Annotated in this window: 24 protein-coding genes and 1 tRNA gene; 12 read left to right on the forward strand and 13 right to left on the reverse strand. The window is 67.8% G+C overall.

Features of this window, described 5'->3' with window-relative positions; translation table 11 throughout:
- Positions 1 to 22 precede the first annotated feature (22 nt).
- Both V6D00_07010 and V6D00_07015 read right to left on the reverse strand, forming a co-directional pair.
- Entirely contained in the window at positions 23 to 775 is a 753-nt protein-coding gene (locus tag V6D00_07010; GenBank protein HEY9898916.1) for an SDR family oxidoreductase, read from the reverse strand.
- 39 nt (positions 776 to 814) lie between these two features.
- Positions 815 to 1,426, reverse strand: a complete 612-nt coding sequence (locus tag V6D00_07015) for a TetR/AcrR family transcriptional regulator (protein HEY9898917.1) — start codon at positions 1,424 to 1,426, stop codon at positions 815 to 817.
- A 489-nt stretch (positions 1,427 to 1,915) separates the two neighbouring features.
- Between V6D00_07015 and deoC the strand changes: the two genes are divergently transcribed.
- Both deoC and V6D00_07025 read left to right on the forward strand, forming a co-directional pair.
- Positions 1,916 to 2,947, forward strand: coding sequence for a deoxyribose-phosphate aldolase (gene deoC / locus V6D00_07020; GenBank protein ID HEY9898918.1), 1,032 nt, complete (start codon positions 1,916 to 1,918; stop codon positions 2,945 to 2,947).
- An 11-nt stretch (positions 2,948 to 2,958) separates the two neighbouring features.
- Complete coding sequence (locus V6D00_07025; protein ID HEY9898919.1) at positions 2,959 to 5,331, forward strand: aldehyde dehydrogenase family protein; 2,373 nt, start codon at positions 2,959 to 2,961, stop codon at positions 5,329 to 5,331.
- A 47-nt stretch (positions 5,332 to 5,378) separates the two neighbouring features.
- On the opposite strand, the gene V6D00_07030 is transcribed toward V6D00_07025, so the two are convergent.
- Positions 5,379 to 5,513, reverse strand: coding sequence for a hypothetical protein (locus V6D00_07030; protein HEY9898920.1), 135 nt, complete (start codon positions 5,511 to 5,513; stop codon positions 5,379 to 5,381).
- Between the two features lie 372 nt (positions 5,514 to 5,885).
- Complete coding sequence (locus V6D00_07035) at positions 5,886 to 6,593, reverse strand: MOSC domain-containing protein (protein HEY9898921.1); 708 nt, start codon at positions 6,591 to 6,593, stop codon at positions 5,886 to 5,888.
- Positions 6,594 to 6,843: 250 nt separating this feature from the next.
- Here V6D00_07035 and V6D00_07040 point away from each other — a divergent pair, with 250 nt between their 5' ends.
- On the forward strand, positions 6,844 to 8,538 hold the full coding sequence (locus V6D00_07040; protein ID HEY9898922.1) for a glutamine--tRNA ligase/YqeY domain fusion protein: 1,695 nt from the start codon (positions 6,844 to 6,846) through the stop codon (positions 8,536 to 8,538).
- A gap of 153 nt (positions 8,539 to 8,691) precedes the next feature.
- Here the strand turns inward: V6D00_07040 and V6D00_07045 are convergent, their stop codons facing one another.
- Positions 8,692 to 9,081 (reverse strand): hypothetical protein, encoded by a 390-nt coding sequence (locus tag V6D00_07045; GenBank protein ID HEY9898923.1) that lies wholly within the window; start codon positions 9,079 to 9,081, stop codon positions 8,692 to 8,694.
- Positions 9,082 to 9,411: 330 nt separating this feature from the next.
- Here V6D00_07045 and V6D00_07050 point away from each other — a divergent pair, with 330 nt between their 5' ends.
- The 5 genes from V6D00_07050 to V6D00_07070 all read left to right on the forward strand — a co-directional run bounded on the left by V6D00_07050 (position 9,412) and on the right by V6D00_07070 (position 13,139).
- Entirely contained in the window at positions 9,412 to 10,026 is a 615-nt protein-coding gene (locus V6D00_07050) for a hypothetical protein (GenBank protein HEY9898924.1), read from the forward strand.
- 13 nt (positions 10,027 to 10,039) lie between these two features.
- Complete coding sequence (locus V6D00_07055; GenBank protein ID HEY9898925.1) at positions 10,040 to 11,449, forward strand: S8 family serine peptidase; 1,410 nt, start codon at positions 10,040 to 10,042, stop codon at positions 11,447 to 11,449.
- 82 nt (positions 11,450 to 11,531) lie between these two features.
- Positions 11,532 to 11,608 (forward strand) — tRNA-Arg (locus V6D00_07060).
- A 70-nt stretch (positions 11,609 to 11,678) separates the two neighbouring features.
- Positions 11,679 to 12,560 (forward strand): DMT family transporter, encoded by an 882-nt coding sequence (locus V6D00_07065; protein HEY9898926.1) that lies wholly within the window; start codon positions 11,679 to 11,681, stop codon positions 12,558 to 12,560.
- Positions 12,561 to 12,710: 150 nt separating this feature from the next.
- The gene (locus V6D00_07070) at positions 12,711 to 13,139 is read left to right on the forward strand and encodes a DUF3465 domain-containing protein (protein ID HEY9898927.1); all 429 of its coding nucleotides are present in this window, start codon (positions 12,711 to 12,713) and stop codon (positions 13,137 to 13,139) included.
- 61 nt (positions 13,140 to 13,200) lie between these two features.
- Here V6D00_07070 and V6D00_07075 read toward each other — a convergent pair whose 3' ends face one another.
- Positions 13,201 to 14,580: a hemolysin family protein gene (locus tag V6D00_07075; protein ID HEY9898928.1), complete on the reverse strand. Its 1,380-nt coding sequence runs from the start codon at positions 14,578 to 14,580 to the stop codon at positions 13,201 to 13,203.
- A 149-nt stretch (positions 14,581 to 14,729) separates the two neighbouring features.
- Between V6D00_07075 and V6D00_07080 the strand changes: the two genes are divergently transcribed.
- Complete coding sequence (locus tag V6D00_07080; GenBank protein HEY9898929.1) at positions 14,730 to 16,286, forward strand: TROVE domain-containing protein; 1,557 nt, start codon at positions 14,730 to 14,732, stop codon at positions 16,284 to 16,286.
- Positions 16,287 to 16,296: 10 nt separating this feature from the next.
- Here V6D00_07080 and V6D00_07085 read toward each other — a convergent pair whose 3' ends face one another.
- The 3 genes from V6D00_07085 to V6D00_07095 all read right to left on the reverse strand — a co-directional run bounded on the left by V6D00_07085 (position 16,297) and on the right by V6D00_07095 (position 17,374).
- Complete coding sequence (locus V6D00_07085) at positions 16,297 to 16,455, reverse strand: rubredoxin (GenBank protein HEY9898930.1); 159 nt, start codon at positions 16,453 to 16,455, stop codon at positions 16,297 to 16,299.
- Between the two features lie 16 nt (positions 16,456 to 16,471).
- Positions 16,472 to 16,948 carry a rubrerythrin family protein gene (locus tag V6D00_07090; GenBank protein ID HEY9898931.1) on the reverse strand — a complete coding sequence of 159 codons (477 nt, stop codon included), beginning with the start codon at positions 16,946 to 16,948 and terminating at the stop codon, positions 16,472 to 16,474.
- 123 nt (positions 16,949 to 17,071) lie between these two features.
- Positions 17,072 to 17,374 carry a hypothetical protein gene (locus tag V6D00_07095; protein HEY9898932.1) on the reverse strand — a complete coding sequence of 101 codons (303 nt, stop codon included), beginning with the start codon at positions 17,372 to 17,374 and terminating at the stop codon, positions 17,072 to 17,074.
- Positions 17,375 to 17,526: 152 nt separating this feature from the next.
- Between V6D00_07095 and V6D00_07100 the strand changes: the two genes are divergently transcribed.
- Positions 17,527 to 18,444, forward strand: coding sequence for a hypothetical protein (locus tag V6D00_07100; protein ID HEY9898933.1), 918 nt, complete (start codon positions 17,527 to 17,529; stop codon positions 18,442 to 18,444).
- Between the two features lie 19 nt (positions 18,445 to 18,463).
- Positions 18,464 to 18,931, forward strand: coding sequence for a hypothetical protein (locus tag V6D00_07105; protein HEY9898934.1), 468 nt, complete (start codon positions 18,464 to 18,466; stop codon positions 18,929 to 18,931).
- 94 nt (positions 18,932 to 19,025) lie between these two features.
- Here the strand turns inward: V6D00_07105 and V6D00_07110 are convergent, their stop codons facing one another.
- The 4 genes from V6D00_07110 to V6D00_07125 form a co-directional block, all read right to left on the reverse strand.
- Positions 19,026 to 20,015 carry a hypothetical protein gene (locus V6D00_07110; GenBank protein ID HEY9898935.1) on the reverse strand — a complete coding sequence of 330 codons (990 nt, stop codon included), beginning with the start codon at positions 20,013 to 20,015 and terminating at the stop codon, positions 19,026 to 19,028.
- A 116-nt stretch (positions 20,016 to 20,131) separates the two neighbouring features.
- Positions 20,132 to 21,856: a DUF445 family protein gene (locus tag V6D00_07115; GenBank protein HEY9898936.1), complete on the reverse strand. Its 1,725-nt coding sequence runs from the start codon at positions 21,854 to 21,856 to the stop codon at positions 20,132 to 20,134.
- 26 nt (positions 21,857 to 21,882) lie between these two features.
- A complete protein-coding gene (locus V6D00_07120) occupies positions 21,883 to 23,805 on the reverse strand; it encodes an HD domain-containing protein (protein HEY9898937.1) in 1,923 nt (640 codons plus the stop codon).
- Positions 23,802 to 25,715, reverse strand: a complete 1,914-nt coding sequence (locus tag V6D00_07125) for an OPT family oligopeptide transporter (GenBank protein HEY9898938.1) — start codon at positions 25,713 to 25,715, stop codon at positions 23,802 to 23,804. Before V6D00_07125 ends, V6D00_07120 begins: the two co-directional genes overlap by 4 nt.
- Positions 25,716 to 25,939: 224 nt before the next feature.
- Here V6D00_07125 and V6D00_07130 point away from each other — a divergent pair, with 224 nt between their 5' ends.
- Positions 25,940 to 26,374, forward strand: coding sequence for a rhodanese-like domain-containing protein (locus V6D00_07130; GenBank protein HEY9898939.1), 435 nt, complete (start codon positions 25,940 to 25,942; stop codon positions 26,372 to 26,374).
- The last annotated feature ends 72 nt before the right edge of the window (positions 26,375 to 26,446 follow it).

The raw sequence follows: 26,446 nt of genomic DNA on the forward strand, positions 1-26,446 counted from the left end.
GCTCTCTTTGCGGGTGCAGGCGCTACTGGGCGGTGTAACCGCCATCGACCAGGTGGTAGCTGCCGGTGACGAACGAGGCCGCATCGGAGGCCAGGAAGCTGACCAGCGCCGCCACTTCCTCCGGCCGGCCCCAGCGCTGCACCGCATGCTTCGAGGCGATGTAGTTGTGCGCTTCCTCCGGCATCTTGGCGAGCGGGGTCTCGATGAAGCCGGGGCCCACCGCCATCACACGCACGTTCCGCGTGCCATACTCGAGCGCCGCGCTCTTCGTCAGACCGACGACGCCGTGCTTCGCGGCCACGTATCCGGACGACTGAGCAAAGCCAACCGAGCCGAGCACCGAGGCCATGTTGATCACGGCCCCACCGCCCCGCGCCAGCATGGCGGGGATCTGGTAGCGCATGCAATAGAAGACGCTGCTCAGGTTGATGGTGATCACGCGGTCCCAGGCCGCGACGTCGTACTCGCCCGTCTCATGAATCGCACCGCCGATCCCGGCGTTGTTCACGGCGATGTCCAATCCGCTAAAGGTATCGGCGGCAAAGCGCACCATCGCCTCGACCGAAGCAGGATTGCCCACGTCGACCCTGACCGCGGCGGCCTCTCCGCCGGCTGCCTTGAGGGCCGCCACGACCCGCTCGGCAGCCTCGAGATTGATGTCCGCCACCACGACCTTGGCGCCGTTGCGGGCGAAGTCATGCGCGCACGCCTCACCGATGCCCGAACCGCCGCCCGTAACGAGAGCGACCTTCTTCGAAAAGTCATACGTAGTCATTTCATAACTCCTTCGCATTTTTGGGGGGAAACAAAGGCTTCAACGCGGTACGATGCCGTTCATAAACGTCTCGACCGTGTCGCCGACAAACGCGTCATGCGCGTCGTGCTGCTGGACCGGCGCGATGCCGAGCAATGCTTGCATCAACAGGTTGTGAACCAGGGAGTCGATGAACAGGCTAGCCAGACGCCGGGGCTCCCCTACGTCACCCCGCAGGTCACCAGCCGCTTGGCGCTCCGCAAGGTACTTCGCCAAGATCCGGGCCGCCGCGTCTGGGGCCGCCTCATAATAGGCGCGCGCTGCCCGCGGGTGGCGCGGAGCCTCAGAGATGGCGAGACGGTAAGCCTCGACGGCAACGGGCTCGGAGAGAACGTTCACCACCGTGACGCCCATCCTGGTCAGCGCATCTCGCAGCGGCAGCTGTTGCAGCTCGAGCGCTCGTAGAGAAACGAGTGCCTCGTCACAGATCCGTAGGATCACCGCCTCGAAAAGGCCATCCTTGCTGCCGAAGTAGTTGTAGACAGTGGTCTTCGATCCGCCCGTGACCTTGAGCACGTCATCCAAGCTAACGCCATTGAAGCCACGCTCCAAGAACAGGCTCGAGGCAGCCGCCAGGATGGCGTCGCGCTTTTGTTTGGTTTTGCTTGTCATTTCCAAGATGTGGCCTCATGCCTTTTTCAATTGGATCAAGGGAGCTGGAAAGCCAACGTCGATACTGTACCGTACGGTACTAACCGCGACGGCAGTATTTTACCCGCATCCATGCCTGCTAAACGTCCAGAACCGAGGCATGGGGCAAAAGTAGGTCATCAAGTGTTGTTGAGGGCGTAGTACCGAGGTTAAACGATGAGGTGGGGGGATCCCCCACCTCTCGGCGTTTGGCTTACTTTTACCGACGAGCGCGTCTCGCGGCCTGAGCCTCCTCAGCCTTCTTGTGCCTGTAGGATCGCCCCTTCAGCTGGATCGCCTCGGCCCGGCTCGGCCGGGGAGTGGCACCGTCACAATTGCATGCTTGTATGATTGGAAGTACCATGTGACTCGTAGACGGTCATGGCATCATTCGTTGGCTCTCGGGCCGTCTCGAGGTGCAGGGAGCGTGCCCTGCGACGATCTTCCGAATCATACAGGGAGGCATTGATGGTGACAAAAACGAAGCGCAAGCAATCGGACCCGACCGGCGAGGCCATCTTACGTTCCCCGGCGGCTTCGCCTTCCGCGCATGCGCTCGAGCGAAACCCGATCGTCGCGCTGGACCTCGAAGCCGTGCTCGGCCGGCAGGTCAACCTGAGCGCGACCGAACGCCGGATCGCCGCTCTGCCCGGCCGACGGACCGTCAAGAAGGAATGGCAGGCCGCCTGGCTCCTGAAGGCCATCACCCTGATGGACCTCACCACGCTCGCGGGGGACGACACCCCCGGCAACGTCGAGCGGCTGTGCGCCAAGGCCATGCGTCCGGTCCGCCAGGACCTGCTCGAGGCCATGGGCGTGCCCCACATGGGCCTCACGGTCGGGGCGGTCTGCGTCTATCACACCATGGTCCCCACTGCGGTGGCGGCCCTGAAGGGCTCGGGGATCCCGGTGGCAGCGGTCTCGACGGGGTTCCCGGCAGGCCTCAGCCCCCTGACTCAACGCATCGAAGAGGTCCGCGCCTCGGTCGAGGCCGGAGCGACCGAGATCGACATCGTCATCACCCGCGGCAATGTCCTGACCGGGAACTGGGAGGCCCTCTACGACGAGGTGAAGGCTTTCCGCAAGGCCTGCGGCGACGCCCACATGAAGGTGATCCTCGGAACCGGGGAGCTCGCGACCCTGACCAACGTGGCCCGCGCCAGCCAGGTCTCCATTCTTGCGGGCGCCGACTTCATCAAGACCTCGACGGGCAAGGAGCCGGTCAACGCCACCCTGCCAGTGGGCCTGGTCATGGCCCGGATCATCCGGGACCACTACGAGCAGACGGGCTATGCCGTGGGCCTCAAGCCCGCCGGCGGGATCCGCACCGCCAAGTCCGCCCTGGACTGGATGGTCATGGTCAAGGAGGAGCTGGGAACGCCGTGGCTGCGCCCGGAACTCTTCCGCTTCGGGGCGAGCGCCCTGCTGACCGACATCGAGCGGCAGCTGGAGCACTACGTGACGGGTCGCTACGCGGCGGCTTACCGCCAGCCGATGCCTTAGGAGTCGAGACGATGATCGAAGCAATTTTCAAGTCCCTGGAGTACGGGCCCGCCCCGGAGAGTGAAGCGAAAGCCATGGAGTGGATCAAGCAGCACGAAGGACGTTTCAAGCACTTCATTGACGGGCGCTGGACGGAGTCCCTGGACGGCAGGACCTTCGAGGTCCTCAACCCGGCCACCCGCAAGCACCTGGCGCACGCGGCCCAGGCGGGAGCCGCCGAGGTGGATGCCGCCGTTGCCGCCGCCCAGGACGCCTTCCCCGAGTGGTCGGCGCTGTCGGGCCACGCCCGTGCGCGCCACCTGTACGCCCTGGCCCGCGCGGTCCAGAAGCATTCTCGCCTGCTCGCCGTCCTGGAGACCCTCGACAACGGCAAGCCCATCCGCGAGACCCGGGACGTCGACGTGCCTCTGGTTGCGCGCCACTTCTACCACCATGCCGGCTGGGCCCAGCTGCTGGATCGCGAGTTCCCGGGCTATGACCCGGTCGGGGTCGTGGGGCAGATCATCCCCTGGAACTTCCCGCTGCTGATGCTCGCCTGGAAGATCGCCCCGGCCCTGGCCGCCGGCAACACGGTCGTGCTCAAGCCCGCCGAGTTCACCCCCCTCACCGCGCTGGCCTTCGCGGAGCTCGCTCACGAAGCCGGCCTGCCCCCGGGCGTCCTCAACGTGCTGACCGGCGACGGCGAGGCCGGCAAGCTGATGGTGGACCATGCGGGAATCGACAAGATCGCCTTCACCGGCTCGACCGAGGTGGGCCGGGCGATCCGGGTGGCGACCGCCGGGTCGGGCAAGAAGTTGAGCCTGGAGCTCGGCGGAAAGAGCCCCTTTGTCGTCTTCGAGGACGCGGACCTCGATGCTGCCGTGGAGGGCGTGGTCGACGCCATCTGGTTCAATCAGGGCCAGGTGTGCTGTGCCGGGTCGCGCCTTCTCCTGCAAGAGGGCATCGCCGAGCGCATGATCGCCAAGCTCAAGGCCCGGCTGGAGCGCCTGCGCATGGGCTCTCCGCTCGACAAGGTCGTCGACATGGGGGCGATCATCGATACGATGCAGCTCGATCGCATCCGCGGCAAGGTCGCCCAGGGGATCGCCGAAGGGGCTTACCTGTTCCAGCCCTCCTGGGCCTGCCCGAGCGGGGGGAACTTCTATCCCCCGACCCTCTTCACCGGCGTGACCCCCGCCATGAGCCTGGCACAGGAAGAGATCTTCGGCCCGGTGGTCGTCGCGATGACCTTCCGGACTCCCGAGGAGGCGGTCCAGCTGGCGAACAACACGGCCTACGGGCTCGGAGCGAGTGTCTGGTCCGAGAACATCAACCTCGCCCTCGAGGTGGCCCCACGGATCAAGGCCGGCGTGGTCTGGGTCAACGGGCACAACATGTTCGATGCGGCGGCCGGCTTCGGCGGCTACCGGGAATCGGGCTTCGGTCGCGAAGGCGGCCGCGAAGGCATGTCGGAGTACCTGAAGCCCGGCTGGACCGGCACCGAGCCCGTCGTCCCCAAAGCGGAAGCCGGAGAGGCGAAGCCTTTCGCCGGAGCCGCTCCTGCCATCGATCGAACCCCGAAGCTGTACATCGGGGGCAAACAGGTGCGGCCGGATTCGGGCTACAGCCTGCGCGTCCTCGGAGCCCGCAAGGAGCTGCTCGGGGAAGTCGGCGAAGGCACCCGCAAGGACATCCGCAACGCGGTCGAAGCCGCGCACGCCGCGTCGAGCTGGTCTCGCACGAGCGGCCACCAGCGCGCCCAGATCCTGTACTACCTGGCCGAGAACCTCTCGGTCCGCGCCGAGGAGTTCGTCGCGCGGCTTCACGCCATGACCGGCGAGGGCATGGCCTGGGCGCGCCAGGAGGTCGAGGCCTCCCTCTCGCGCCTCTTCACCTACGCGGCCTGGGCCGACAAGTACGACGGGGCGGTCCACGGCGTGCCGATCCGGGGCGCGGTGCTCGCCATGAACGAGCCCATCGGGGTGATGGGCCTCGCCTGTCCGGAGCGCTTCCCGCTGCTGGGCTTCGTGTCCCTGGTCGCTCCGGCCATCGCCATGGGCAACCGGGTGGTGGTGGTGCCCTCCAGCGCACACCCGCTTTCGGCCACCGACTTCTACACCGTGCTCGAGACCTCGGACGTGCCGGGCGGGGTGGTCAACATCGTCACCGGCGACAAGGAGGCCCTCTCGACCGTGCTGGCGGAGCACGACGACGTCGACGCGGTCTGGTACTTCGGCACCCAGGCCGGGGCTGCCAAGGTGGAGCGGGCGTCGGCCTGCAACATGAAGCGCACCTGGACCGGCTGGACCCCGCGTGACTGGCTGGATGCTCAGCAGGGCGAGGGGCGCGAGTTCCTGCGCCAGGCGACCCAGGTCAAGAACATCTGGATCCCCTACGGAGTCTAGGGTTCAGGAGCAGGAAATGGGCCGCGACAGCGGCCCATTTCTGTTGCTTAGATCGCGAAGGCATTGGCGAGCTGCGCGTAGATGCGCCGTTGCTCCTCGAGGGAGGCGGCCATGACCATGGCCTCGAGCGTTTGGAAGTGCCCTGCGGCGTTCCCCTCCAGGCAGGGCTCGCAGACGTCCACGGGGGCGTGGCGCGACGCAGGGCGCAGTGCGACGGGTCGTGCCGGGACCTGCGGGTGGGATGCCCCGGCCCGAAAGCCGCAGGCCTCACAGCATCTGACGTCCGATCGATCACGTTCAAGGCGGGAGGGCATGGGAGAAGCTCCTTTCATGGATCGGGGCGCATGCAGTCGGTCTGGGCCTCGGAGGCTCGGCCGTACCTTCATGATGTGCATGATTCTCATGATTGGCAACTGTTTGTTTCTTTATTGAGTCATTGCCTGCTGCTCCTGACAGGGCATTGCCTGCGGCCATGGCTCAGCGGGACAGTGTGTCAGGCTACGAACCACAAGCTCGGGAGTTCAAATCTCTATGCGGGGCTTGCTGCACCTTCCTCATGGCTCGTTGGGGCCAATCAGGCGGGGGTGGGTATCGGTTTGCGCGCCCGTCGTCGCACGCGCTTCGAGGGTCTTTCTCCAGCTCGTAGCGAGTGCTGGGCAAGCCGCGAGCGCAGCCGCCGCTTCGAGGTCTTCGCGACGGTGGTGCATGATGGCGTTCGCTTCGGCGACCGTCCAGTGGGGATAAGGACGCTCGATACGAATGAGCACATCCCCCACACGTACCAAGCCTTCCCGGAGCACGCGGAAATACCAGCCTGTGCGGCCGTTGGCCTGCACGCGCACGGAGAGGTCGGGGATGCGCCAGCGGCGGGACAGCTTCCAGCACGGCTGGCGCGGTTGCGAGACCTCAAGCAGGGCTTCGCCTGCCGCGTACACGTCTCCGATGCAGACCTCCGCCTCGGTCTGAGCATCCAGCGTGAAGTTCTCACCGAAGGCCCCGAAAGGCAGGCGCCCCAGGTCGAGCTCGCTCTCCCAGACGGAATAGTGGAGTCCGCTGTAGGCGAGCACGGCCTTTTCTGGTCCGCCATGGACCCGACGGTCTGCCACCCCGTCACCATCGAGCCCCTCCGTTCCCAGGAACACAGGTCCCCGAACGGGCTCCTTGAAGAAGCCTGTGGTCCATTGGCGGTCCATCGGCTCTGCGGCGCCTTCGGTGCCGACAGAGCGAGGCATGCCGACCTGAAGCGATAGAATGCGAGTCATACGTCCCTCGTCTTGCGAAGCGAGTGTCCAGAAACCCCGCGATGACCTTGCCCCAAAACCGGTCCGGGCCCAATCTCCAACTCTGCTGATTCAGCTGCTTGCCTTTTCCATCTTACTCCGAACCCCAGGAGCGCGAGCGTCTGAACCGAGTCCGCGCCCTGCCTGGCCTGAGCTGGGGCGGCGCGCGGGTGGATTTCGTGTTAAATTGAGGAGTTGCCTCTTCACGCTTTCACAAAGGGAACTCGAGACCATGGACATTGCACGCGCAGACGCGGCAGCGAATACCGAGAAGGTTGCCGGCCGGGACTTCATCCGCGAGATCATCGACGAGGACCTCCGCACCGGCAAGCACAAGGACATCGCGGTGCGCTTCCCCCCGGAGCCGAACGGCTACCTGCACATCGGCCACGCCAAGTCGATCTGCCTGAACTTCGGCATCGCCCAGGAGTACGGCGGCCGCTGCCACCTGCGCTTCGACGACACCAACCCCACCAAGGAGGAGGTCGAGTACGTCGACTCCATCCAGGAAGACGTGAAGTGGCTCGGCTTCGACTGGGGCGAGCACCTCTACTACGCCTCGGACTACTTCGAGAAGATCTACGGCTTTGCCGTCGAGCTGATCAAGAAGGGCCTGGCCTACGTCGATAGCCTGCCGCCCGAGGAGATGCGCGCCTACCGCGGCACCCTCACCGAGCCCGGCCGCAACAGCCCCTACCGCGATCGCTCCATCGAGGAGAACCTCGACCTGTTCGCGCGGATGCGCGCCGGCGAGTTCGCCGACGGCGCCCACATCCTGCGCGCCAAGATCGACATGGCCTCGCCCAACCTGAACATGCGCGACCCGGCCCTTTACCGGATCCGCCGCGCCCACCACCACCGCACGGGCGATGCGTGGTGCATCTACCCGATGTACGACTTCACCCACCCCATCTCGGACGCGCTCGAGGGGATCACCCACTCGATCTGCACCCTCGAATTCGAGGATCACCGGCCGTTCTACGACTGGGTGCTCGACAACATCACCATCCCCTGCCACCCGCAGCAGATCGAGTTCGCGCGCCTGAACATGACCTACACGGTGATGAGCAAGCGCAAGCTGCTCGAGCTGGTGAACACCAAGGTCGTGCGCGGCTGGGACGACCCCCGCATGCCGACCCTCTCGGGGATGCGTCGCCGGGGCTACACGGCCAAGGCCATCCGCGACTTCTGCGCCGGCATCGGGGTGACCAAGGCCAACGGCATGGTCGACTTCTCGCTGCTCGAGTACTACGTACGCAACGACCTCAACTTCAGCGCCCCGCGCGTGATGGTCGTGACCCGCCCGCTCAAGGTCGTGATCGAGAACTACCCCGAGGGCCAGGTCGAGTACTTCGAGGCCGACAACAACCCCGAGGACGCCTCGGCCGGCAAGCGCCAGGTCCCCTTCTCCCGGACCCTCTACATCGAGCAGGAGGACTTCCGGGAAGATCCCCCCAAGAAGTACTTCCGCCTCTTCCCCGGCGGCGAGGTTCGCCTGAAGCACGCCTACTTCATCACCTGCCGCGAGGTCGTCAAGGACGCGTCGGGCGAGATCGTCGAGCTGCGCTGCACCTACGACCCCGCGACCCGCGGCGGCGACTCGCCGGACGGCCGCGTGGTCAAGGGGACCCTGCACTGGGTCTCGGCCGAGCATGCGGTGCCTGCCGAGGTGCGGCTGTACAATCCCCTGCTCAAGGTGCCGGTCGCGACCGGTGACTACGAGAGCGACTTCGATCCCGACTCGCTCGAGATCCTGACGGACTCGGTGGCCGAGCCCGCCCTCAAGGAGGCCAAGCCGGGCGATCGCTTCCAGTTCCTGCGCATGGGTTACTTCTGCCTGGATCCGGACAGCACCGGCGAGCGGCTCGTGTTCAACCGGACCGCGACCCTCAAGGACACCTGGGCGAAGGTGGAGAAGAAGAAGTAGGCCTTCGAGACGAGGACGCCCCCGACCAAGCGGTCGGGGGCATTTTCGTGCCGGGGGATGGGCTTGGAACGATGAGATCCCCCCACCCCGACCCGCCCCACCGGGGGGCGGGAGAAGGGCCGGCGGCTGGAACGCTCGGCTTCGACCGTTTGCTTAGCGCCAGTGGCTCGGCGAGGCCGAGGGGCACCGGCGGCCCTGGCCGGGCGGGACGATGACCACCGCGGGCGTGCGCTGGAAGTGGGGCCGGAGCTTGCGGAACGCCCAGTAGCCGAGGGCCGCGACGAGGGCGAGCTTGATCAGGGCGCCGAGCAGGGCGAAGGCGAGCCCCAGCACCGCCAGGACGGCGAAGAAGGCGAAGCTGCCGACGGCGAGCCCCGCACCTACCGCGAGCAGGGGGTGGCGCCTGGTCCAGGCCGGGCGCCCCTGCCAGTGGCGGCGCAGGCGAACGCTGCTGCCGCCCATGCGGCGGCCGTAGCGCGCGGCGGCGATCTCTCCGATGAAACGGGCGGCGGTGGCCAGGCGGATCAGTTTGCGGGTGTTCATGTGACTCCTCCGGTGAGATGCGTTCTCGGAGGCCCCAAACAAGAAGGGAGCAGGACCTCGCAAGAACAGGCGGTGCCTGTCCACTGCATTCGGTCTTGCTCCCGAGCGGATCGCTCGCCGCGGGCGCCGGGCCCGAATGGACCGTACTGACGACGCCTGCGCTGCACGTGGCAGCAGCTACTCCCCAAATTGATGAACGATTCCATTATCGGCAAGCGACGCGGCTTGTCAAGAGCCCCGGCGCCCATGCGATCGGGGCAAGATCGCGCCGGGAGGATCCGATATAAAACGTAATCAAGCTATGGTTAATGGCGAGTAAAGAGGTGGATGATGACAACGGGTTTCTCGGGCCGTCGTGCGATCGCTTTCTCCGTCGTGCTGCTCGCGCTCGCGGGCTGCGGCCTTTCCCCTCAGGCGGCGCTCTCACCCGGCGCCGATAGCCAGGCCGATGCCAGCGGCCTGTTTTCCCCCAAGCTCCCGAGCGATCGCCCCCTGGAGGCCGCCGAGCGAGAGGGCGGCTTCGAGGAGTTCCTGAAGGTGGCGACCCTCGAGGCCCTCAAGTGGGACAAAAAGGCCCAGCTGAGCGGCGCCCAGGCGATCCACGTGGACGCCGCGGCCGGCAAGGCGGGCGGCACCCAGTTCACCTACCTCTTCACCGCCGGGCGCAACGGCCTTCAGGTGAGCATCTCGGGGAACAACGTGGCCTTCGAGAAGGCCAAGGCCGGTACCCCCTTCGAGGCGGGCACGCGCGTCTCGGCTCCGCAGGCCATCCAGACGGCGCTCGCCACCGGCCAGATCGCGGGCGAGGCCTTCATCGTGGCGCTCGTTCAGCCGAGCACGGCCAAGGTCCCGGTCTTCGTCGTGATGGAGCACAAGCCCGAGGGACGTCGGGTCGTCGTCAACGCTCGCACCGGTCTGGCGCTCGGCGCTGCCGAGCAGATCTAAGGAGAGGTTTGAAATGGCACGCCGCATGACCCACCGCGTCGGTATCGGAGCGTTGCTCGCCCTCTTCGCCTTGAGCGGCTGCGGGGTAACGGGCGGATCTCCTTTGTCGGCCGGGGGCGCGAACCTGGGTGCGAATGACACGAGCATGATGGCTGCGCGCAAGGCCGGCCGGGTCCAGAAGGACGCGGTGCTCGTCAAGCTGAAGAACCTGGCCGATGCCGAGGCGGTCGCCAAGGCCCACGGCCTCGAGGTCTCGCGCCGCATCAACGGCATCCAGGTCGTCGAGCTCCGCACGACAGCGAAGGCCCCGGCCGCCGATTGGCTGGACGTGACCCTGCGCAAGCTCGGCGCCGACTCGCGGGTCGCCTTCGCCGAGCCGAACCTCTCGCTGCGCTTCAAGGCCACCACCTCCGACGAGGTGGGCTCGAACGTCGCCCTGGAAGGCGGCTCCGGCGAGGATCCCCTGCGCCGCCTCCAGTACAGCCTCGATGCCATGAAGGTGGAGCAGGCCTGGCAGACGACCCGCGGCGACAAGAAGATCGTGGTGGCGGTCATCGATTCGGGGGTCGATGCGAAGCATCAGGACCTCAAGGCCAACCTCTCGGCGGACGCCTACGACGCCTTCAGCGATCGCAAGGGCCTGGATGCCGCTTCGCCCGAGATGGTGAGCCGCCTGGGCGGCCGCTTCGCCTCGCTCGGCCACGGGACGCACGTGGCCGGCATCATCGGCGGGGTGGCGGGCAACAAGGTCGGCATCGCCGGCGTCGCGCCCGGCTGCACGATCCTTCCGATCAAGATCTTCCCCGGCCTCTCGCTGAAGCCCGATCCGCGCCTCACCTCGGGCCAGGACCAGGAGAGCGTGCTCGCGGGAGTCGTCGCGCAGGGGATCGTCTACGCCACCGACAAGGGCGCCCAGGTGATCAACATGAGCCTGGGCTTCCCCCACGAGAGCCAGGCCCTCGCCGCCGCGGTCCAGTACGCCCTCGGCAAGGGGGTGACGGTGCTGGTGGCCGCGGGCAACGAGCGCCTGGAAGGGAGCCCCGTCAACACGCTGGCCGCTCAGCCCGGCGTCATCGGGGTCGGGGCCACCGACGAGGACGATCGCGTCACCTTCTTCTCGAACGCGGGCAAGTACGTCTCGGTCGCAGCCCCTGGCTCGCGCGTCCTCTCGACCATGCCGAGCCTCTTCAACGGCCTGGTGTCCAAGCCCTACCAGTACATGGACGGCACGAGCATGGCGTGCCCGAACGCCGCCGGGGTCGCGGCCCTCGTCAAGAGCGTGAGGCCGAGCCTGTCGCCCGCCCAGGTCAAGGAGATCCTCGAGAAATCGGCGGATGACCGGGGCCCTGCGGGCTACGACACCGACTACGGGTACGGTCGGGTGAACGCCGAGCGGGCGGTGGCTCTGGCCAAGGGGATGTGATTGCCTGAAAAGGGGGCTTCTCTTGGCGCGATGCTTGTGGTAGACTGATCAAGTCGGTCGGGATCAAGTTCCTACGACGTGTGCGGCCATAGCTCAGCTGGATAGAGTGTCTGGCTACGAACCAGAAGGTCGGGAGTTCGAATCTCTCTGGCCGCGCCAAAAGAAGAAGCGGGTCTCAGGGTTTTCCCTGGGCCCGCTTCTTCCCTTTCCTGAGCTGGGAGACCTCAATATGGTGCGGCTGCTTGCCTTGTTCATGGTTCCGGCGGTCTGGGGCGTCGGGTTCCTCGCGACTCGCTGGGGCTTACAGGGCCTCGGCCCCTTCTGGCTGACGGAGGGGCGCTTCCTGGCGGCGGCGTTGCTCGCCGCCCCCTTCTTCCCCTGGAAGCGCTTCAACGAGTGGCCTTCCGTGCTCCTCGCGGCGGCCCTGCTGCTTTGCGGCATGCTGCTGCAGACGATCGGCCTCGCCCACACCACCGTCGCCAAGAACGCCTTTCTCACGGCCCTCTACGCCATGTTCATCCCGGCCATCGGCGCCGTCTTCCTGGGGCACCGCATCCGGGCGCTCGAGTGGGGCGTCCTCGCGCTCGCGGTGTTCGGCGTGGCCCTCATGTGCGATCTGAGCCCGGGCGCGCTGAACCTGGGCGATCTCCTGACGCTCGCTTGCGCCTTGGTCTTCGCGCTGCACATCCTCTGGCTCGATCGCTGCGCCCACCGGACCAAGGACGTCCTGACCTTCGGTCTGGCCCAGGTGATCGGGGTGGGGATCCTCGGCTTGCCGGTCGCCTTCCTGGCGGAAGGGCTGCCGAGGTGGAGCGGCACCTCCCTTTTGCCGGTCGTGGGGATCGCGTACCTGACCCTGCTCAGCACGCTCTTCTCGTTCGTGCTCCAGATCTGGGTCCAGCGCCAGTTCCCGCCTCACGTGGCGGGAGTCGTCTTCTTGCTCGAGTCCCCGATCGCGGCCGTGGCCGCCCTCTTCATCCTGGGCGAGGCGATCACCCCCGTCGGCTTCGCCGGTGCCCTGCTGATCTCGATCTGCGCCGTCTTCCTCGTGTGGCGCAGCAGCGAGGCGCCGCAGCCCGCTCCGGAGAGCCCCGCCCTGGCGGCTTCCTGAGTCGATAGAGGGTTTCTTGAGATCTTCTTAACATTCTTTTTACCGATCTTCCGCAAGATCGGCTCAACCGGATCCGATAAGCCAAACAGCGATACATTGCCGCCCCCGGGCTGCAGGCATAGGAGTCTCATTTTGGCTACTTTCAACCCCTTGCTCCGTCGTGCATCCATCCTCGCCGCGATCATCGCGATCGCCGGCTGCGGAAGCGTCACGACCCTCCAGGCGCCCCAGGTCTCCGCGACCTCCTCGGTCGTCGAAGCCAAAGCGGTACCGCCCCAGAGCGCGTTCAAGGTCGTCAAGGCCACGGTGATCCAGCTGCTTCCCGAGGACAACGACGGCCTGACCCACCAGAACTTCAAGGTCAAGGCGATCTCCCCGGACGCGGGTCGCGTCTACGAGGTCAACAACAGCACGACCCACGGCTCCAAGGTTCCCAACCTCAAGGTGGGCGATGTCCTCGAGATCCGGGGCACCACCTACCAGAACAAGGACCGCTACGGCCTGCACTGGACCCACAAGGCGGACAAGTCGGGCGATGCCGGCTACATCAAGACCGCCGACGGCAAGATCTACGAGTAACCACCAGCAAAGAAAGAGGGGCAAGCGTCAAGCTTGCCCCTCTTTCTTTGTCTTGGCCGCGTTACGGGATCGGCGCCCCCTCGACGGGGGTCGCGCCCTCCACCAGGACGCGGGTGATGCGCAGGTGCTCGATCTCCTCGACCCGGAAGGTGACGCTGTCCTCCTCGATGCTGTCCCCGAGCTGCGGGGCGTGGCCCAGGCGGGTGTAGAGCCAGCCGCCCACGATGTCCTCCTCGGCCTCGATCGCAAGCCCGAAGAGCTCGTTGAGGTCGTCCACCAGGAGCAGGCCGTCCACCGAGAAGGCGGTGCCCCGGCGCTCGATGCGGGGACGCTCGTTGTCGAACTCGTCCTGGATCTCGCCGACGATCTCCTCGAGGATGTCCTCGACCGTCAGCATGCCGGCGGTGCCGCCGTACTCGTCCATGACCAGGGCCATGTGGGCCTTGGCCTTCTGCATCTGGCGCAGCACCTGGCTGATCTCGAGGCTCGCCGGCACCGCCATCAGCGGGCGGGTGACGCGGGTGAGGTCCTGGTGCTTGGCGGCGTAGAGGTCCTTGATGTGGACGAAGCCGACGATGTTGTCCTTGTCGCCGTCGCAGACCGGGTAGCGGGTGTGCTGCTCCTGCTCGGCGATGGCGAGCAGCTCCTCGAAGGGGGCGTTGCGATCGAGGCAGATCATGTCGACGCGCGGGACCATGATCTCGCGGGCGACTCGCTCGGCGAAGTGGAAGACGCGCTCGAACATCGCCATCTCGTGCTCGTCGATGTGCCCGCTCTTGGCGCTCTCCTTCATGAGGATGCGGATCTCGTCCTCGGTGTGGGCCGCCTCGTTCTCGCTCACCGGCGGGACGCCGAGCAGGTGCAGGAAGCGGTTGGCCATGCCGTTGAGGACCCAGATGGCCGGGTAGACGAGGGTGTGGAAGAGCTTGAGAGGCCAGGCGACCAGCAGCGTGGTGTCCTCGGCCTTGCGGATGGCGAGCGTCTTGGGAGCCTGCTCACCGATCACGATGTGCAGCGCGGTGATGACGGTGAAGGCGATGGCGAAGGCGATGGTGTGCGTGAGCGCCTCGGGCATCCCCAAGGCCATGAGGCCGGGGGCGATCAGCGTCGCGATGGCCGGTTCGCCGAGCGCGCCGAGGGCGAGCGAGGAGAGCGTGATGCCGAGCTGGCAACCAGAGAGGTAGGCGTCCAGGTTCTCGGTGATGTGCTGGGCGACCCGGGCCTGGGAGTTGCCGTCAGCGACGAGCTGCTGGAGACGGCTCGGGCGAACCTTTACCATGGCGAATTCTGCGGCAACGAAGAAACCGTTTAGCAGGGTGAAGAACAGAACGAGGAAAAGGTTCCAGCTGGTACTCGCGACGTCCATTTTTTTGCCCACCTGATCGGTGGATTTCGCTCCTTTCGCGTAAACGCCGCATGCGCGGCACTTCCAGTTTAGCATGGCCCGCTGTCAGGGGCGGGTCTTGCCGATTGACGGGGCCTCGATCGCCGTGTTCGAATGGCGGTGCTCCGGGCCGGAGGGTCTGGGTTATCGGAACAAGTAACCCCAGGCTCGGCTTTTGTCCGGAGTATCTCTTAGAGGGTGAGGCCATGCGGACGCCCCAAGACCAGCCGATTCCAGGCTCGGCCCAGGTGCCGAACAGCGCGGGCGGCTTCTCGTGGGCCGTCGATGACTGGGAGCGCCTCGATCGCTTCCTCATCCTGGGCACCGAGGGCGGCAGCTACTACGTGAGGCCCGCCGCCCTCGCGCGCGAGAACGCCGCGGCCGTGCTGCGCTGCATCGCACAGGACGGCCCCCGGGCCGTCGAGCGCATCGCTCTGATCAGCGAGGCCGCTCGCGCGCCGCGCAACGACCCGGCCCTGTTCGCCCTGGCCCTCGCGGCGGCGATGGGCTCGGCCGAGACGCGCTCGCTCGCGCTGGCCGCCCTCCCCCGCGTCGCCAGGATCGGCACCCATCTCTTCCACTTCATGGCCTACGTCGAGGGCTTTCGCGGCTGGGGCCGGGGCCTGCGGCGCGCGATCGGCGCCTGGTACAACGCCCAGGATCCGGATGACCTGGCGCTGCAACTGATCAAGTACCGGCGCCGGGACGGCTGGAGTCACCGCGACGCCCTGCGCCTCTCGCACCCCGTGCCCGCCTCGAGCGCTCACCAGGCCCTGTATCGCTGGGTCGCACACCAAGAGGACGTCGAGGGTCTGCCCGAGCGTCTCTCGGCCTTCGTGGGGCTGCAACGGGCCGAGACGCCCGAGGCGATCGCCGGGCTGATCACCGCGCATCGCATGCCGCGCGAGGCCGTCCCGACCCGCTGGCTGGATCGGCCTGAGGTCTGGGAGGCGCTGCTCGCGGCGATGCCGCTCGAGGCCATGGTGCGGAACCTTGCGACGATGACGCGCGCCGGCCTGCTGCGTCCTTTGTCGACGGCGTCGCGCCTGGTGTGCGAGCGCCTGGGGGACGCCGAGCGCTTGCGCCAAGCACATCTTCATCCCATCAAGCTGCTCGCCGCCCTTGCGACCTACACCGCGGGCCACGGTGTCCGCTCGAACGCGGGCGAATGGGTACCCGATCCTTCGATCGTGGATGCGCTCGACGGGGCCTTCTATCGCGCGTTCGAGAACGTCGCGCCGAGCGGCAAGCGTATCGTGCTGGCGCTGGACGTCTCGGCGTCAATGGACAGCGGGCAGGTCGCGGGGGTGGCGGGCTTGACGCCGCGCATGGCGGCGGCCGCCCTCGCCCTGGTCACGGCGAGTACCGAGCGCGAAGTCACGGCGATCGCCTTCAGCGACCGGATGGTGCCCCTCGCCCTCTCGGCGCGCGAGCGCCTCGACGACGTCATGCGCGCGACCGCGGCGATCCCTTTCGGGGGGACCGACTGCGCCCTGCCGATGCTGTGGGCGCTCGAGAACGGGGTCGAGGCGGACGCCTTCGTGATCCTGACCGACAGCGAGACCTGGGCGGGCGAAATTCACCCGGCCGAGGCGCTGGCACGTTACCGGGAACGCACGGGCATCCCCGCCAAGCTCGCGGTGGTCGGCATGGTGTCGAACGGCTTCTCGATCGCGGACCCCGCCGATCCCGGCATGCTGGACGTGGTCGGCTTCGACACGGCGGTGCCCCAGCTGCTTTCGGACTTCATCGCGGGCTGGTAGCGCTGAGGGGCTAGACCTCCTCGAAGTCTTCCTTGCCTACGCCGCACTCCGGGCAGGTCCAGGTGTCGGGCACGTCCTCCCAGCGGGTGCCGGGGGCGATCCCGCTGTCGGGATCCCCGAGGGATTCGTCGTAGATGTGGCCGTCGACGATGCAGCGGAACTTACGCATGGGGCACTCTCCTTGCTTACTTGAGGCCTTCGAGGGCCTGACGGTAACGATTGGCGTGGCGCTCCTCGACCTTGGCGAGGGCGGCGAAGCGCTTCTCGGCGAGCTTCAGGGCCTGGCGGAAGATCTCGGCGTGCTCGCGGGACTCCTCTTCCTGCTCGGTGAACTCGGCGGCGGCTGCCTCGTCCTGCTCCTCGACGGCCTTCTGGCGGAACTCGGGGTACATGGTCGTGTACTCGTAGGTCTCCCCCTCGATGGCGAGCGCGAGGATGCGCGAGAGGGTGAGCGTCTCCTTGGGGTAGAGCAGCTCCAGGTGGCCGAAGGCGTGGGCCGTCTCCTGGTGGGCCGTCTCCTCGAAGAGCTTCGCGACCTCCTCGTCCCCCAGCTCGCGGGCGATCTTGGCGAAGTAGAGGTACTTGCGGTTGGCCATGGACTCGCCGCCGAAAGCGGCTTCGAGGTTCTTGCGGGTCACGGTGCGCTGAAGCGGGGTTTCCATCGCGGCTCTCCTTTTGAATCAGGTCATATTTAGAGTCATTCTAAATCACCGGGAAATAAAAAGAGGGCGAGGGCGTCGCTCTCCTGGTTTCTTTTATAACTTTAGAATGATTCTAAAAATGTGTCAACCCCTTTCTTGGGGGGCAAGACCGAATATTTCGAGGTAGCGCTGGATCCGGGCCTCCAGGGTCGGAAGGGGGGCGACCTCGGCGCAGATCCAGTCGGGTCGGTAGTTGCGGCAGACGGCAGGGCGCGTCTCGTAGCGGCCGCACAGGTGGTCGGGCCCCAGGTGGCTGCACGGCACCCCCAGCGGCTTTTGCAGGGTGCTGATGTCCGGTGCCGCGCAGCAGGCGCCGCACGCGACGCACTGGTACACGCCGGGTGCCGGGTTGACTTCAAGGGGGATGACAGGAGGAGTCGTGCTCATACGTCTCCCATCATGGGCCAACATGTGAGGGCTTTCAATCGGCTTCGTCCTTTTTCGCCCATGACGCGGGGGCTTTTCCTGCGGCGTCATGGGACGTGGGCGGAGGCATGCGGCTGAGCGAGCCTTCTACCCGGCGGAGAAAGAGGAGAGGCATGCGCGGAATCATCGCTCTGGCAGGCATCGTCTTCCTCGTCGGCTGCGGCCATTCGACCCGCCCGGCGATCCCCGCCCCGCGGGTGGGGCCTGGGCCTGCGCTGGGCCCTGCGCCCTCGGCGTTTCCGGCCCTGGTCGTCCCGGCGGCGCGCTCGGCGGCCGATGCGGCCGCGGCCTACGCCCGCAACACCTCGGTCGTCGGCAGCGGCATGAGCGGGCCGAACGGCCTGGCCATCGACGCGGGCGGCAACCTCTACGAGTCCGACTACTACCGCGGGACGGTGACGCGGGTGACGCCCTCGGGCGAGACCAGCCCCTACGCCTCGGGGTTCAGCGGGCCGGCGGGCCTCGCCTTCATGCCCGACGGCAGCTTGCTGGTCGCCTGCTACGAGAGCCACCAGCTCGCACGCATCCAGCCGGGCGGCGGTGCGCACCGGCCCCTGGCCGCCTCGGGCCTCCAGAACCCGGTCTGGCCCGCCGTGGACGGCCGCGGCCGGATCTTCCTGGCCGACTACAACAACAACCGGATCGCTCGGGTCGCCGAGGACGGCAGCCTGTCCACCTTCGCGTCGGTCCCCGGGGTGAACGCGATCGCCGTCGATTCGCAGGACGCGCTGTGGGTGACGACCTGGTCGGGCGAGGTCGTGCGCCTTTCGCCGGACGGCAGCCGGATGAACGTCGCGAGCGGGATCGGCAGCGCCTGCGGGATAGCCTGGTCCCCGTCCTACCTGGCGGTGGTGACCTACGGCGGCGAGAACAGCCGGAACGGCAGCCTGTTGCTGGTGGACTTCAGCGGCCGGACCTACCCGGTCGCTTCGCCGCTCGATCGGGCCTCCTCGGTCCTCTTCGATCGGGAGGGGAACCTCTACACGGCCAACATCGGCGACACGGGCCTCAGGAAGTTCGCGTTGCGCTGAGCATGAAGGAGGATGCGCCATGGGAGGCGTCTTGCGTGGTTTACCCGGTGGGGTGCTGGTCGGGCTCTTGGCGGGCTGCGCCGCGGCTGCGCCCGGGGGCGGCCCGAGGCCCGAAGGGGAAAAGGCGGCCGTGCCCCGGGTGAGCGCGATGGTGCAGCCGCCCTCCACCCCCGCGCCGGGCGGCGGCCCCACGGCGTACCCGGCGGGGACCGCGTTCGCCACGGGGACCGTGAGCGTGAGCATCGGGAAGGGCGGGGTCTTCACGCCGGCGCACGTCTACCTGCGGCCCGGCACCCGGACCGTCATCACGAACCGGGACGCGCGCCCCCATTCCTTCGTCGGCTTCGGCGGGGCCACCGACGCCTACGGCTCCATCGCGCCGGGAGAGAGCATCACCAAGGAGTGGCACCACCCCGGCACCTGGACCTTCCGCGACACCCTGACGCCCAATGGGGGCGTCTTCACGGTGACGGACGTGCCGGGATAAGCAGGTCAGAATTGAGATTGGCGCCCACTTGAATCCCCGCCCCCCGGTGGGGCGGGGAGGACGCAGGCAGACGTTTGATTCAGGCAATACGTGCTTAGAACCCGAGAATCTCCTTGGCGCGGTTGAGGTTGCGGATGAACTCGGGCGAGGCGTCGGGGTTGCGATCCGGGTGGAAGGCCTTGGTCAGCATCCGGTAGGTGCCGCGCAGCTGGTCGGGGGTCGCGGTGGCGGTGGCGTGCAGGATGGCCAGGGCCCACTCGCGGTCCGGGTTGGCCTTGCTGACCGTGAAGCCGAACCTGGAGCGCCCCACGTTCGTGCCCTCGCGCCGGCCCTCTTCCCAGCCGTCGCGGCGGCCCCGGTCGTAGGCGTTCATGACGTCGGCGGCCGCCTCGGCCTTGCCTTCCTTGACGCCTCGCTCGTGGGCCTGGTTGACCTCCACCTGCAGCTCGGCGCGGCCCATCTGGCGGCCGCGGTCGTAGGCGTTGCGCGCCTCCTCGCCGCCGGCCTTGAAGCCGTCCTGGCGGCCGCGCTCGTAGGCCTCGGCCAGCTCGTTGGAGGTCTCGCGGCCGTCGCGCAGTCCGCGCTCGTAGGCCTGGTTGAGGTCCTCGCTGAGCTCGTTGCGGCCGGCTTCGCGGCCGCGCTCGTAGGCCTCGCGCAGGCCGCTCTCGACGGTCTCCTGGGTGGGCAGCTCGGCGAGGGCCTCCTGGCGGCCGCGCCGGTAGGCCTCGTCGGAGCTGTTGCTCGCCTGGCTCAAGAGGCGCTGGATGTCGTGCATGACCGTGTCCAGCGAGACGGGGTGGGCCTGGTCGTCGAGCGCCTCGGGGGCCGGGACAGCGGGCGTGATGAAGCCGACGCGCAGCTGCTGGAGCTGCTCGGCGCGTCGGCGGACCCGCTCGGCCTCGGCCGAGGCGATGGCCGTCTTCCACGCGGCCTCCTTGCTGAGGGCCGCGCGGGGGATGTCGCAGCGCCGCGCGATTTCGGTCAGGGTGATGGCGGTGGCGCCTTCCTGCAGCAGGTCGGTCAGGGCCGCCTGGATCTGCTCCCAGCGAAGTTCGCGGGTCGCGAGTCGGACTTGTTCGCTCATCTGAGAGATCGCCTCCGGGTGAAGTGACGATGGAGATTCCGCTTCCATCCTAGCCTAGCGCGCGGGCCTCGCGCCGTAACGGACGCCACACAACAGAAAGCGCGAGCGCGTCCCCCTCAAGAGTCGTGCGGCGCCGGGATGCGCAGATAACGTGCCGCCGCGACCAGGAGGGCGGCCCCCACCCCGGCGATCGCGATCCAGCCCGTCCCGGGCCGGACGTGCTCCACCAGGGCCTCGAGCCCGAGCAGGAAGCCCGTCATGACGAGGCTGACCACGATCCCGCCGTAGAGCCCCTTGGTGAAGATGGAGTTGAGCTCCTTGCGCGCGAGGTTCTTGACCATGTGCTCGATGGCCTGGGCGTCGGCGCCCCGGATCTTGCTCTCGACCAGGCCTCGCACGTCGATGAGCCGCGAGAGCCGAGGCGCCTCGCGCTGGGCCAGGGCGAGGAGCTGCCGCTCGATGGTCCCGTGGATACGCGCAAGCCTTTCTTGGCCGAGCCGGTCGCGCAGGCGCCCGATGGGCAGGGCCAGCACGAAGGAGGCTCCCTGGCCGATCAGGCCCTGGAGCTGCCGCTGCAGGCCCGCCTCGCGCAAGAGGTCGAAGCCGAAGTCCACCGCCTCGCGGATGGGCCCTTCCTTGCTCGCGGCCTCGAGGTCGCCCTCGGCGAGGGCGCGCAGCCCCGCGGGCAGGAACTCCTCGAGCGGGGCCTGCCGGAAGCGCGTGAGGAGGTGGTCCACCCACTGCTGGAGGGTGGTGCGGGTCGCGTCGCTCGAGAGCACCCGGGCGACGAGGCCCTTGAGGTCCCGGCGCAGGTCGTCGGGGACGGTGGCGTAGCGCGCGCCGAGCGGGGTGCTCGCGATCTCGGTGATGGCCTGGTCCAGCTTCTGGTACAGGCGATCGCGGTTGGCCGGATCGTTCAGGCTCTCGCGGAAGCGCGCCACCTGGCCGGGGAGGATCTCGAGCACCTTGCGGCGGTAGTGGGCCTTGTTCTCCCGGTAGGTGGTGCGGATGAACCAGCCCACCAGCTCGTTGAGCAGGCCCTGGCGCGGCAGGTCCTCGACGAAGCCCTCGACGCTGTCGAGGACGTAGCGATCGAGCCAGGCCTGGGTGCCGGGGCGCTTGAGGGTCTCCTCGAGCGCCTTGAGCCAGTCGGGGATGCGGTGGCGGGCCTCCGAGCGCAGCCCGGCGAGCGCCTCGTCGGACAGGAGTTTCCCCGGCGCGCCGAGGCCCGAGAGCCAGGCGTCGATGCGCTCGGCGTTCAGCTCGGGCGCCTCGGCGAGGCCGCCGAGGCGGGTCTCGACCATCCGGCCGATGGCCTCCCACACCCCCGGGGCGAGCAGCTCGTCCATGCGCATGGCCTTGCGCTCGACCATCAGCCGGGTGAGGACCAGGGCGCAGCGCTCGCGGACCTCGGGGCTGTTGGCGAGCGAGGCCAGGTACTCGCCGCACCACGAGCTGAGCACGCGGATCTCCTCGTCCAGGGCGCCGGTGTCGCTCAAGAGCTCGCCGAGGAGCGCTCGGACCGAGGGCAGGTCGCGGTCGACGAAGCGATCCACCTCGCTTGCGACGTTCTCGCGGATCTTGGCGGCCATCTCCGGGCTGGTGATGAACGTGGCGAGCGTCTCTTCGGAGAGCAGCCGGTCGGCGATGGAGTTGGCGACCTGCCGGGCGAGGGCGTCCTGGCGCGCGGGCAGGACGCCGTGCAGCTTCAGGCCGGCGAAGCGCCTGGCGGTGTAGGGCCGAAAAAGGAGCTGGACCGCGCCGAAGTCCACCAGCCGGCCCGTGAGGCCGCCGATGATGACGGCAAGCAAGAGTTCATGCAGGAGCAGGGCGTCAATCATGCCGTTATTCTAGCCCAAAGCGCGGCTCAGCGCGTGAAGGGCACCGGCATCTGGCGCCGAAGCTCGCGGCGGCGGCTGGCGTTGCCCACGCCCTCCTCGTCGAGCATGCCGAAGTACTCGCGGTAGGCGTCCAGGTACGGTTCGAAGAGGTCCTTCATGGCCGCCTCGAGCGAGTCGACGTACGCGCGGCTCTCGGCCGGCTCGGCGAGGGTCCTGAAGAGGCGCTTGCCCCAGCCGGTGCTGCCGTACTTGGGCCGACGCACGAAGACGTTGCGCACCCGCTCGACGCGCGCCGGCGCGTAGACCAGGCCGCAGCGCTCCAGGTAGCGCAGGTCGTTGAGCAGCGCCCCCGACGCTCGCGTCCCGGCATAGCTCTCGGAGAAGCGCGGGGCCAGGATCGCGCGCAGGGCCGGGTGACGCAACAGCGTCAGCACCGCCTCGCGGCCGTCCAGGTAGATGCGCGGGTCGCCGACGGCGCGCGCGATGCTCTCGAGCGCCGCATAGCAGGTGAGGAAGAGCAGCGCCAGGCGCGAAGGGCCGTGGCCCACCTGCTCGGTCAACAGGTCGAGGGCCACCTCCTCGAGGGCCAAGAGGAGGCCGAACTGGACGCGATCGCCCCCCCACAGCTCGGCGAGGATGCCCTCGGCCTTGGTCTCGTCCATGCTCGCGTCGAGGCGGCGGTAGGCCTTCACCCACTCGGCGAAGTGCGCCGCGTCCGGCTCGATCTCGGCGTCGGAAGGGACGTACACCCGCAGGCCGATGCCCTCGAGCGAGGCGTCCACGATGCCCTGAACCGTGGGCAGCTCGGTCAGGCGGCCGTGCCAGGGGGCGTGGCCCGAGCGCGAGACGGGCAAGGGGTCGGTGGGCGGGCTGATCGAGAGGCGATCGACCAGGTAGCTGCCCCGGGTCTGGGCGTTGAGCCGAGCCTCGAGCTGCTGGGCGACGCTGCGGCCGGGCACCTGGAGCGAGCGCAGCGCGAAGCGCGCCAGGGGCGAGAGCACCGAGAAGTCGTAGGTGGTCAGCTCGCGGAAGGGCTCGCGGCCGCCCACCATGGCCGCCATCTGGCCCCACTCGAAGGGGGCGTGCTGGCGCAGGAACTGCTCGAGATCCGAGTCCTGGCCGACGTTGACCACCCGGTCGAAGACCTCTCGGCGCTCGGCGTCGGCGCCGTGCAGGGCCTGCCGGATGCAGCGCGCGAGCAGGAGGTCGCCCAGGCGGCTTCTGGGGTTGTTCTGGATGTTCGAGATGAGGTTGAAGCGCGCCGAGAGCAGCTGCGAGGCGACGTAGGTGTGCTGGGCGCTCAGCACCAGGCCCTGCTCCGGGTCCGGCACGTAGAGGTCCAAGAGCGACTGGGTGTCGATGCCGTGGGTGAAGCCGCAGTAGTAGTTGTCCCTCAGGACGTAGTCGATGCGGTCGGCGTCGATCTCGGAGTGGGTGAAGAAGTTGAGCTCGGCGCGCGGGTGCTCGCCGATGGCCACCAGGGCGATGTCGCGCCGGTCCAGGTCGCGGTACCCCGGGTGGCGCTCGAGGACCTCGCCGATCTCGGGGTCGGTCTCGACCAACAGGCGCGTGTGCTCCTCGTGGTCCAGGTAGTTGGCCAGAAAGGCGTACTCGGGCTCGGCGGCGTAGCGCCGGGCGGCGTCCTCGAGCGAGTGCGAGAACGGGCGGTGGCCCAGGTCGTGGCACAGCGCCCCCAGCCGGATCAGGCGCAGGTCCTGCTCGCTGAAGACCGAGCCGAGGTGCTCGGAAAGGAGCCATGCGGTGTGCATGGCTCCGATCACGTGCTCGTAGCGGGTGTGATGCGCGCCCGGGTAGACCACGTAGGCCATCCCCATCTGCCGCACCCCCCTCAGCCTGCTGAAGGGCCTGGTGCGGAGCAGGTCCCGCTCGCACGCGGTGAGCGGGATCAGGCCGTGGATGGGGTCCCGGACGCGATCGGTGAAGATCACGGCAGCAGCACGCCCAACAGGACGATCGCGACGCCCAGCAGGCTCTCACCGGCGATGAGGCCCGAGGCGATGGGGATCAGGTAGGCTTCCGACTGCTTGGCGTTCCACTTCTCCCAGATGAGCGCCAAGAGCGCGCCGAGGAACATGGAGATGGCGTTGGTCGCCGGGATGACCATCGAGAGGCCCAGGGCGCTGGCCGAGGGCACGAAGGCCTTGGCCTTCTTGGGGAGGGCCATCTCGATGAGGGGCAGGGCGATGCCGATGAGAGCGCCCACCAGCATGCTCACCTGGATGGTCGGGTGCAGGCTCGCGATGCCGTTGCTCAGGAGCTGGGCCACGCTCGCCCAGACCTGGGCGGCCGGGGCCGGGAACTTCTCGGAGCCGAGGACGTCGGCATTGGGGACCAGGACGTACCAGACGGGGACGACCACGGCGGTGCCGACGAAGATGCCCGCGAACTGGGCGAGGAACTGCTTGCGGGGGTTGGCGCCGAGCAGGTAGCCGCTCTTGAGGTCGGTCAGCAGGTCGGCGGCCGAGCCCGCGGCCCCGGCGGTGACCGTGGCGGTCATGAGGTTGGTGACGATGTTGGCCGGGGCCAGGATGCCGTAGGTGAGCTGGGTGATCTTGCCCATGGCGCCGATGGGGGTCGTGTCGGTCTCGCCCGTGACGCGGCAGGCGACCAGGCTGAGGAAGAAGGTCATGACGATGGCGATGAGGCTCATCCAGGGCCGCACGTGGAACGCGAAGTGCATGATGGCCATGACGCCGAGGGCCGCGATGGTCGTGCCCACCCAGAACCAGGAGTTGGGGACCTCGATGGCGGCCAAGGGATCGTCCTCACCGCTCGCGGCCGCGGCCTTCTTGGGGGTCAGGGCGCTCACGATGGTCTTCCACTGCATGGCGAAGCCCAGCAGGCCCGAACTCACCATCATGGACGAGCCCATCCAGAGGCTCCAGTTGCGCAGCGCCTTGGGCGAGGGGAAGAAGCCGGGCTCGAGGGCCGTCTTGGGGTCCACGCCGTGGGCGAGGAAGGCGGTGGGGAAGTGCTTGAGGACCTCGGGCAGGGTGATGCCGTAGGTGGCGATGGCCCCCAGCAGCATGGTCCAGCCGGTTTTCCAGCCCATCAGGGCGCCGGCGGCGACCATGATGGTCGAGGCCTCGAGGGTGAAGGTCCACTTTGCGATGGGCTGGCCCGCGATCTTGAGGAACGGGATGTGGAAGTCGGCGGGCAGCGCGGGCAGGCCCATCTTGAGCTTGCCAGCGAGCCAGGGCATGCCGTCGCGGGCCCATGCGACGATGGCGCCGAGCCCCATCATCTTGAAGAGGACGCTCGCCTGCTTGACGGCGTCGCCGCCCTTGGCGTGGAGGCTCTTGAGGGTGGTGGCCGCGGCCACGCCCGAGGGGAAGCGCAGCTGCTCGACGTTGATCATCTGGCGCTTCATGGGGATGGCCAGCATGACGCCCAGCATGGCCAGGAAGAAGGTCCAGCCCATGAGGGTCCAGAACTCCATGTTCGTCTTGGTGACGATCAGGTAGGCCGCGATCGCCGAGACCATGGTGCCGCCGGTCGAGTAGCCAGCGGCCGAGGCCGTCGACTGCATGGCGTTGTTCTCGAGCAGGGACATGTCCGTCTTGGCCAGCCCGATCTTGCGAAGGGTCGTCCAGATCGCATACGACAGGATGCACGCCGTGATGGCCACGCCCAGGCCCCAGCCGGTCTTGAGGCCGACGTAGAGGTTCGAGAGGGACATGACGGCGCCCAGCACGCTGCCCATGAGGACGGAGCGGACCGTGAGCTGGGGCATGCTGTCGCCCTGGTAGACGTTCTTGTACCAGTCGAGCTCGCGCTCGCGCGGCGTCAGCTCCGTCGAAGCGGCCGGAGCCTCTTCGTTGCCGAGGGTCGTGGACATGCAGTCGCTTCCTTTTTCAGACGGGATGGCCCGCTTACGGGCACGGGTGGGGAGGTGATCCCTGGATTGTAACATCCTCATAACCATGAGGTCTACGGGATCGCCGGCTCCCGGCCCTCAGAGGCAGTCAGACAGGGGAATCGCCGACACCTTGCCGGGTCTCGCCGCTTGTGTTAATCTCTTAACCAAGGCTTAATTTTGAGAGAAGAAGGAGTGCCGCGACGATGAACCGGATCCTTGTGGGTTGTGCCCTCGGCGTCATGCTGCTTTCCGGCTGCGGGGTCCGCCCGGTCAGCGCCCAGCAGGGCGTCGACGCCCGGGTGGAGGCCAAGGCCGAGGTGGGCAACGTCTCGGTCGCCGAGGCCAAGGCCATGATCGCCGCCAATCCCAAGCTGGTGCTCATCGATGTGCGCGAGGCCTCCGAGTTCGGGGCCGGCCACATCCAGGGGGCACTGCTGCGCCCGCTGCCTCAGGTCTCCAACTGGAGCAAGGGCCTCGACAAGGGCGCCGAGTACCTCCTGGTCTGCCGCAGCGGCCACCGCAGCGGCCTGGCCGCCGCGCGCCTGGTGAGCTCGGGCTTCGAGCACGTCACCAGCATGACCGGCGGCATGCTGGCCTGGACCGAGGCGGGCTACCCCAGCGTCGTCGGCGCCCGCTAGCTTCCTTTTCCCCGCTTCGCCACGCCGGCCGCCCAATGCAGGGCGGCCGGCGTGGCCGTTCTTGAAGTCCCG

This window comes from Pantanalinema sp. (genome assembly GCA_036704125.1).
Classification (GTDB): domain Bacteria; phylum Cyanobacteriota; class Sericytochromatia; order S15B-MN24; family UBA4093; genus JAGIBK01.

Excerpts from the sequence above, each read along its gene's own strand:
- V6D00_07010 (HEY9898916.1), bottom strand. The coding sequence starts at position 775 with ATGACTACGTATGACTTTTCGAAGAAGGTCGCTCTCGTTACGGGCGGC.
- V6D00_07015 (HEY9898917.1), bottom strand. The coding sequence starts at position 1,426 with ATGACAAGCAAAACCAAACAAAAGCGCGACGCCATCCTGGCGGCTGCC.
- V6D00_07025 (HEY9898919.1), top strand. The coding sequence starts at position 2,959 with ATGATCGAAGCAATTTTCAAGTCCCTGGAGTACGGGCCCGCCCCGGAG.
- V6D00_07035 (HEY9898921.1), bottom strand. The coding sequence starts at position 6,593 with ATGACTCGCATTCTATCGCTTCAGGTCGGCATGCCTCGCTCTGTCGGC.
- V6D00_07040 (HEY9898922.1), top strand. The coding sequence starts at position 6,844 with ATGGACATTGCACGCGCAGACGCGGCAGCGAATACCGAGAAGGTTGCC.
- V6D00_07045 (HEY9898923.1), bottom strand. The coding sequence starts at position 9,081 with ATGAACACCCGCAAACTGATCCGCCTGGCCACCGCCGCCCGTTTCATC.
- V6D00_07050 (HEY9898924.1), top strand. The coding sequence starts at position 9,412 with ATGACAACGGGTTTCTCGGGCCGTCGTGCGATCGCTTTCTCCGTCGTG.
- V6D00_07055 (HEY9898925.1), top strand. The coding sequence starts at position 10,040 with ATGGCACGCCGCATGACCCACCGCGTCGGTATCGGAGCGTTGCTCGCC.
- V6D00_07065 (HEY9898926.1), top strand. The coding sequence starts at position 11,679 with ATGGTGCGGCTGCTTGCCTTGTTCATGGTTCCGGCGGTCTGGGGCGTC.
- V6D00_07075 (HEY9898928.1), bottom strand. The coding sequence starts at position 14,580 with ATGCTAAACTGGAAGTGCCGCGCATGCGGCGTTTACGCGAAAGGAGCG.
- V6D00_07080 (HEY9898929.1), top strand. The coding sequence starts at position 14,730 with ATGCGGACGCCCCAAGACCAGCCGATTCCAGGCTCGGCCCAGGTGCCG.
- V6D00_07085 (HEY9898930.1), bottom strand. The coding sequence starts at position 16,455 with ATGCGTAAGTTCCGCTGCATCGTCGACGGCCACATCTACGACGAATCC.
- V6D00_07090 (HEY9898931.1), bottom strand. The coding sequence starts at position 16,948 with ATGGAAACCCCGCTTCAGCGCACCGTGACCCGCAAGAACCTCGAAGCC.
- V6D00_07095 (HEY9898932.1), bottom strand. The coding sequence starts at position 17,374 with ATGAGCACGACTCCTCCTGTCATCCCCCTTGAAGTCAACCCGGCACCC.
- V6D00_07100 (HEY9898933.1), top strand. The coding sequence starts at position 17,527 with ATGCGCGGAATCATCGCTCTGGCAGGCATCGTCTTCCTCGTCGGCTGC.
- V6D00_07105 (HEY9898934.1), top strand. The coding sequence starts at position 18,464 with ATGGGAGGCGTCTTGCGTGGTTTACCCGGTGGGGTGCTGGTCGGGCTC.
- V6D00_07110 (HEY9898935.1), bottom strand. The coding sequence starts at position 20,015 with ATGAGCGAACAAGTCCGACTCGCGACCCGCGAACTTCGCTGGGAGCAG.
- V6D00_07115 (HEY9898936.1), bottom strand. The coding sequence starts at position 21,856 with ATGATTGACGCCCTGCTCCTGCATGAACTCTTGCTTGCCGTCATCATC.
- V6D00_07125 (HEY9898938.1), bottom strand. The coding sequence starts at position 25,715 with ATGTCCACGACCCTCGGCAACGAAGAGGCTCCGGCCGCTTCGACGGAG.
- V6D00_07130 (HEY9898939.1), top strand. The coding sequence starts at position 25,940 with ATGAACCGGATCCTTGTGGGTTGTGCCCTCGGCGTCATGCTGCTTTCC.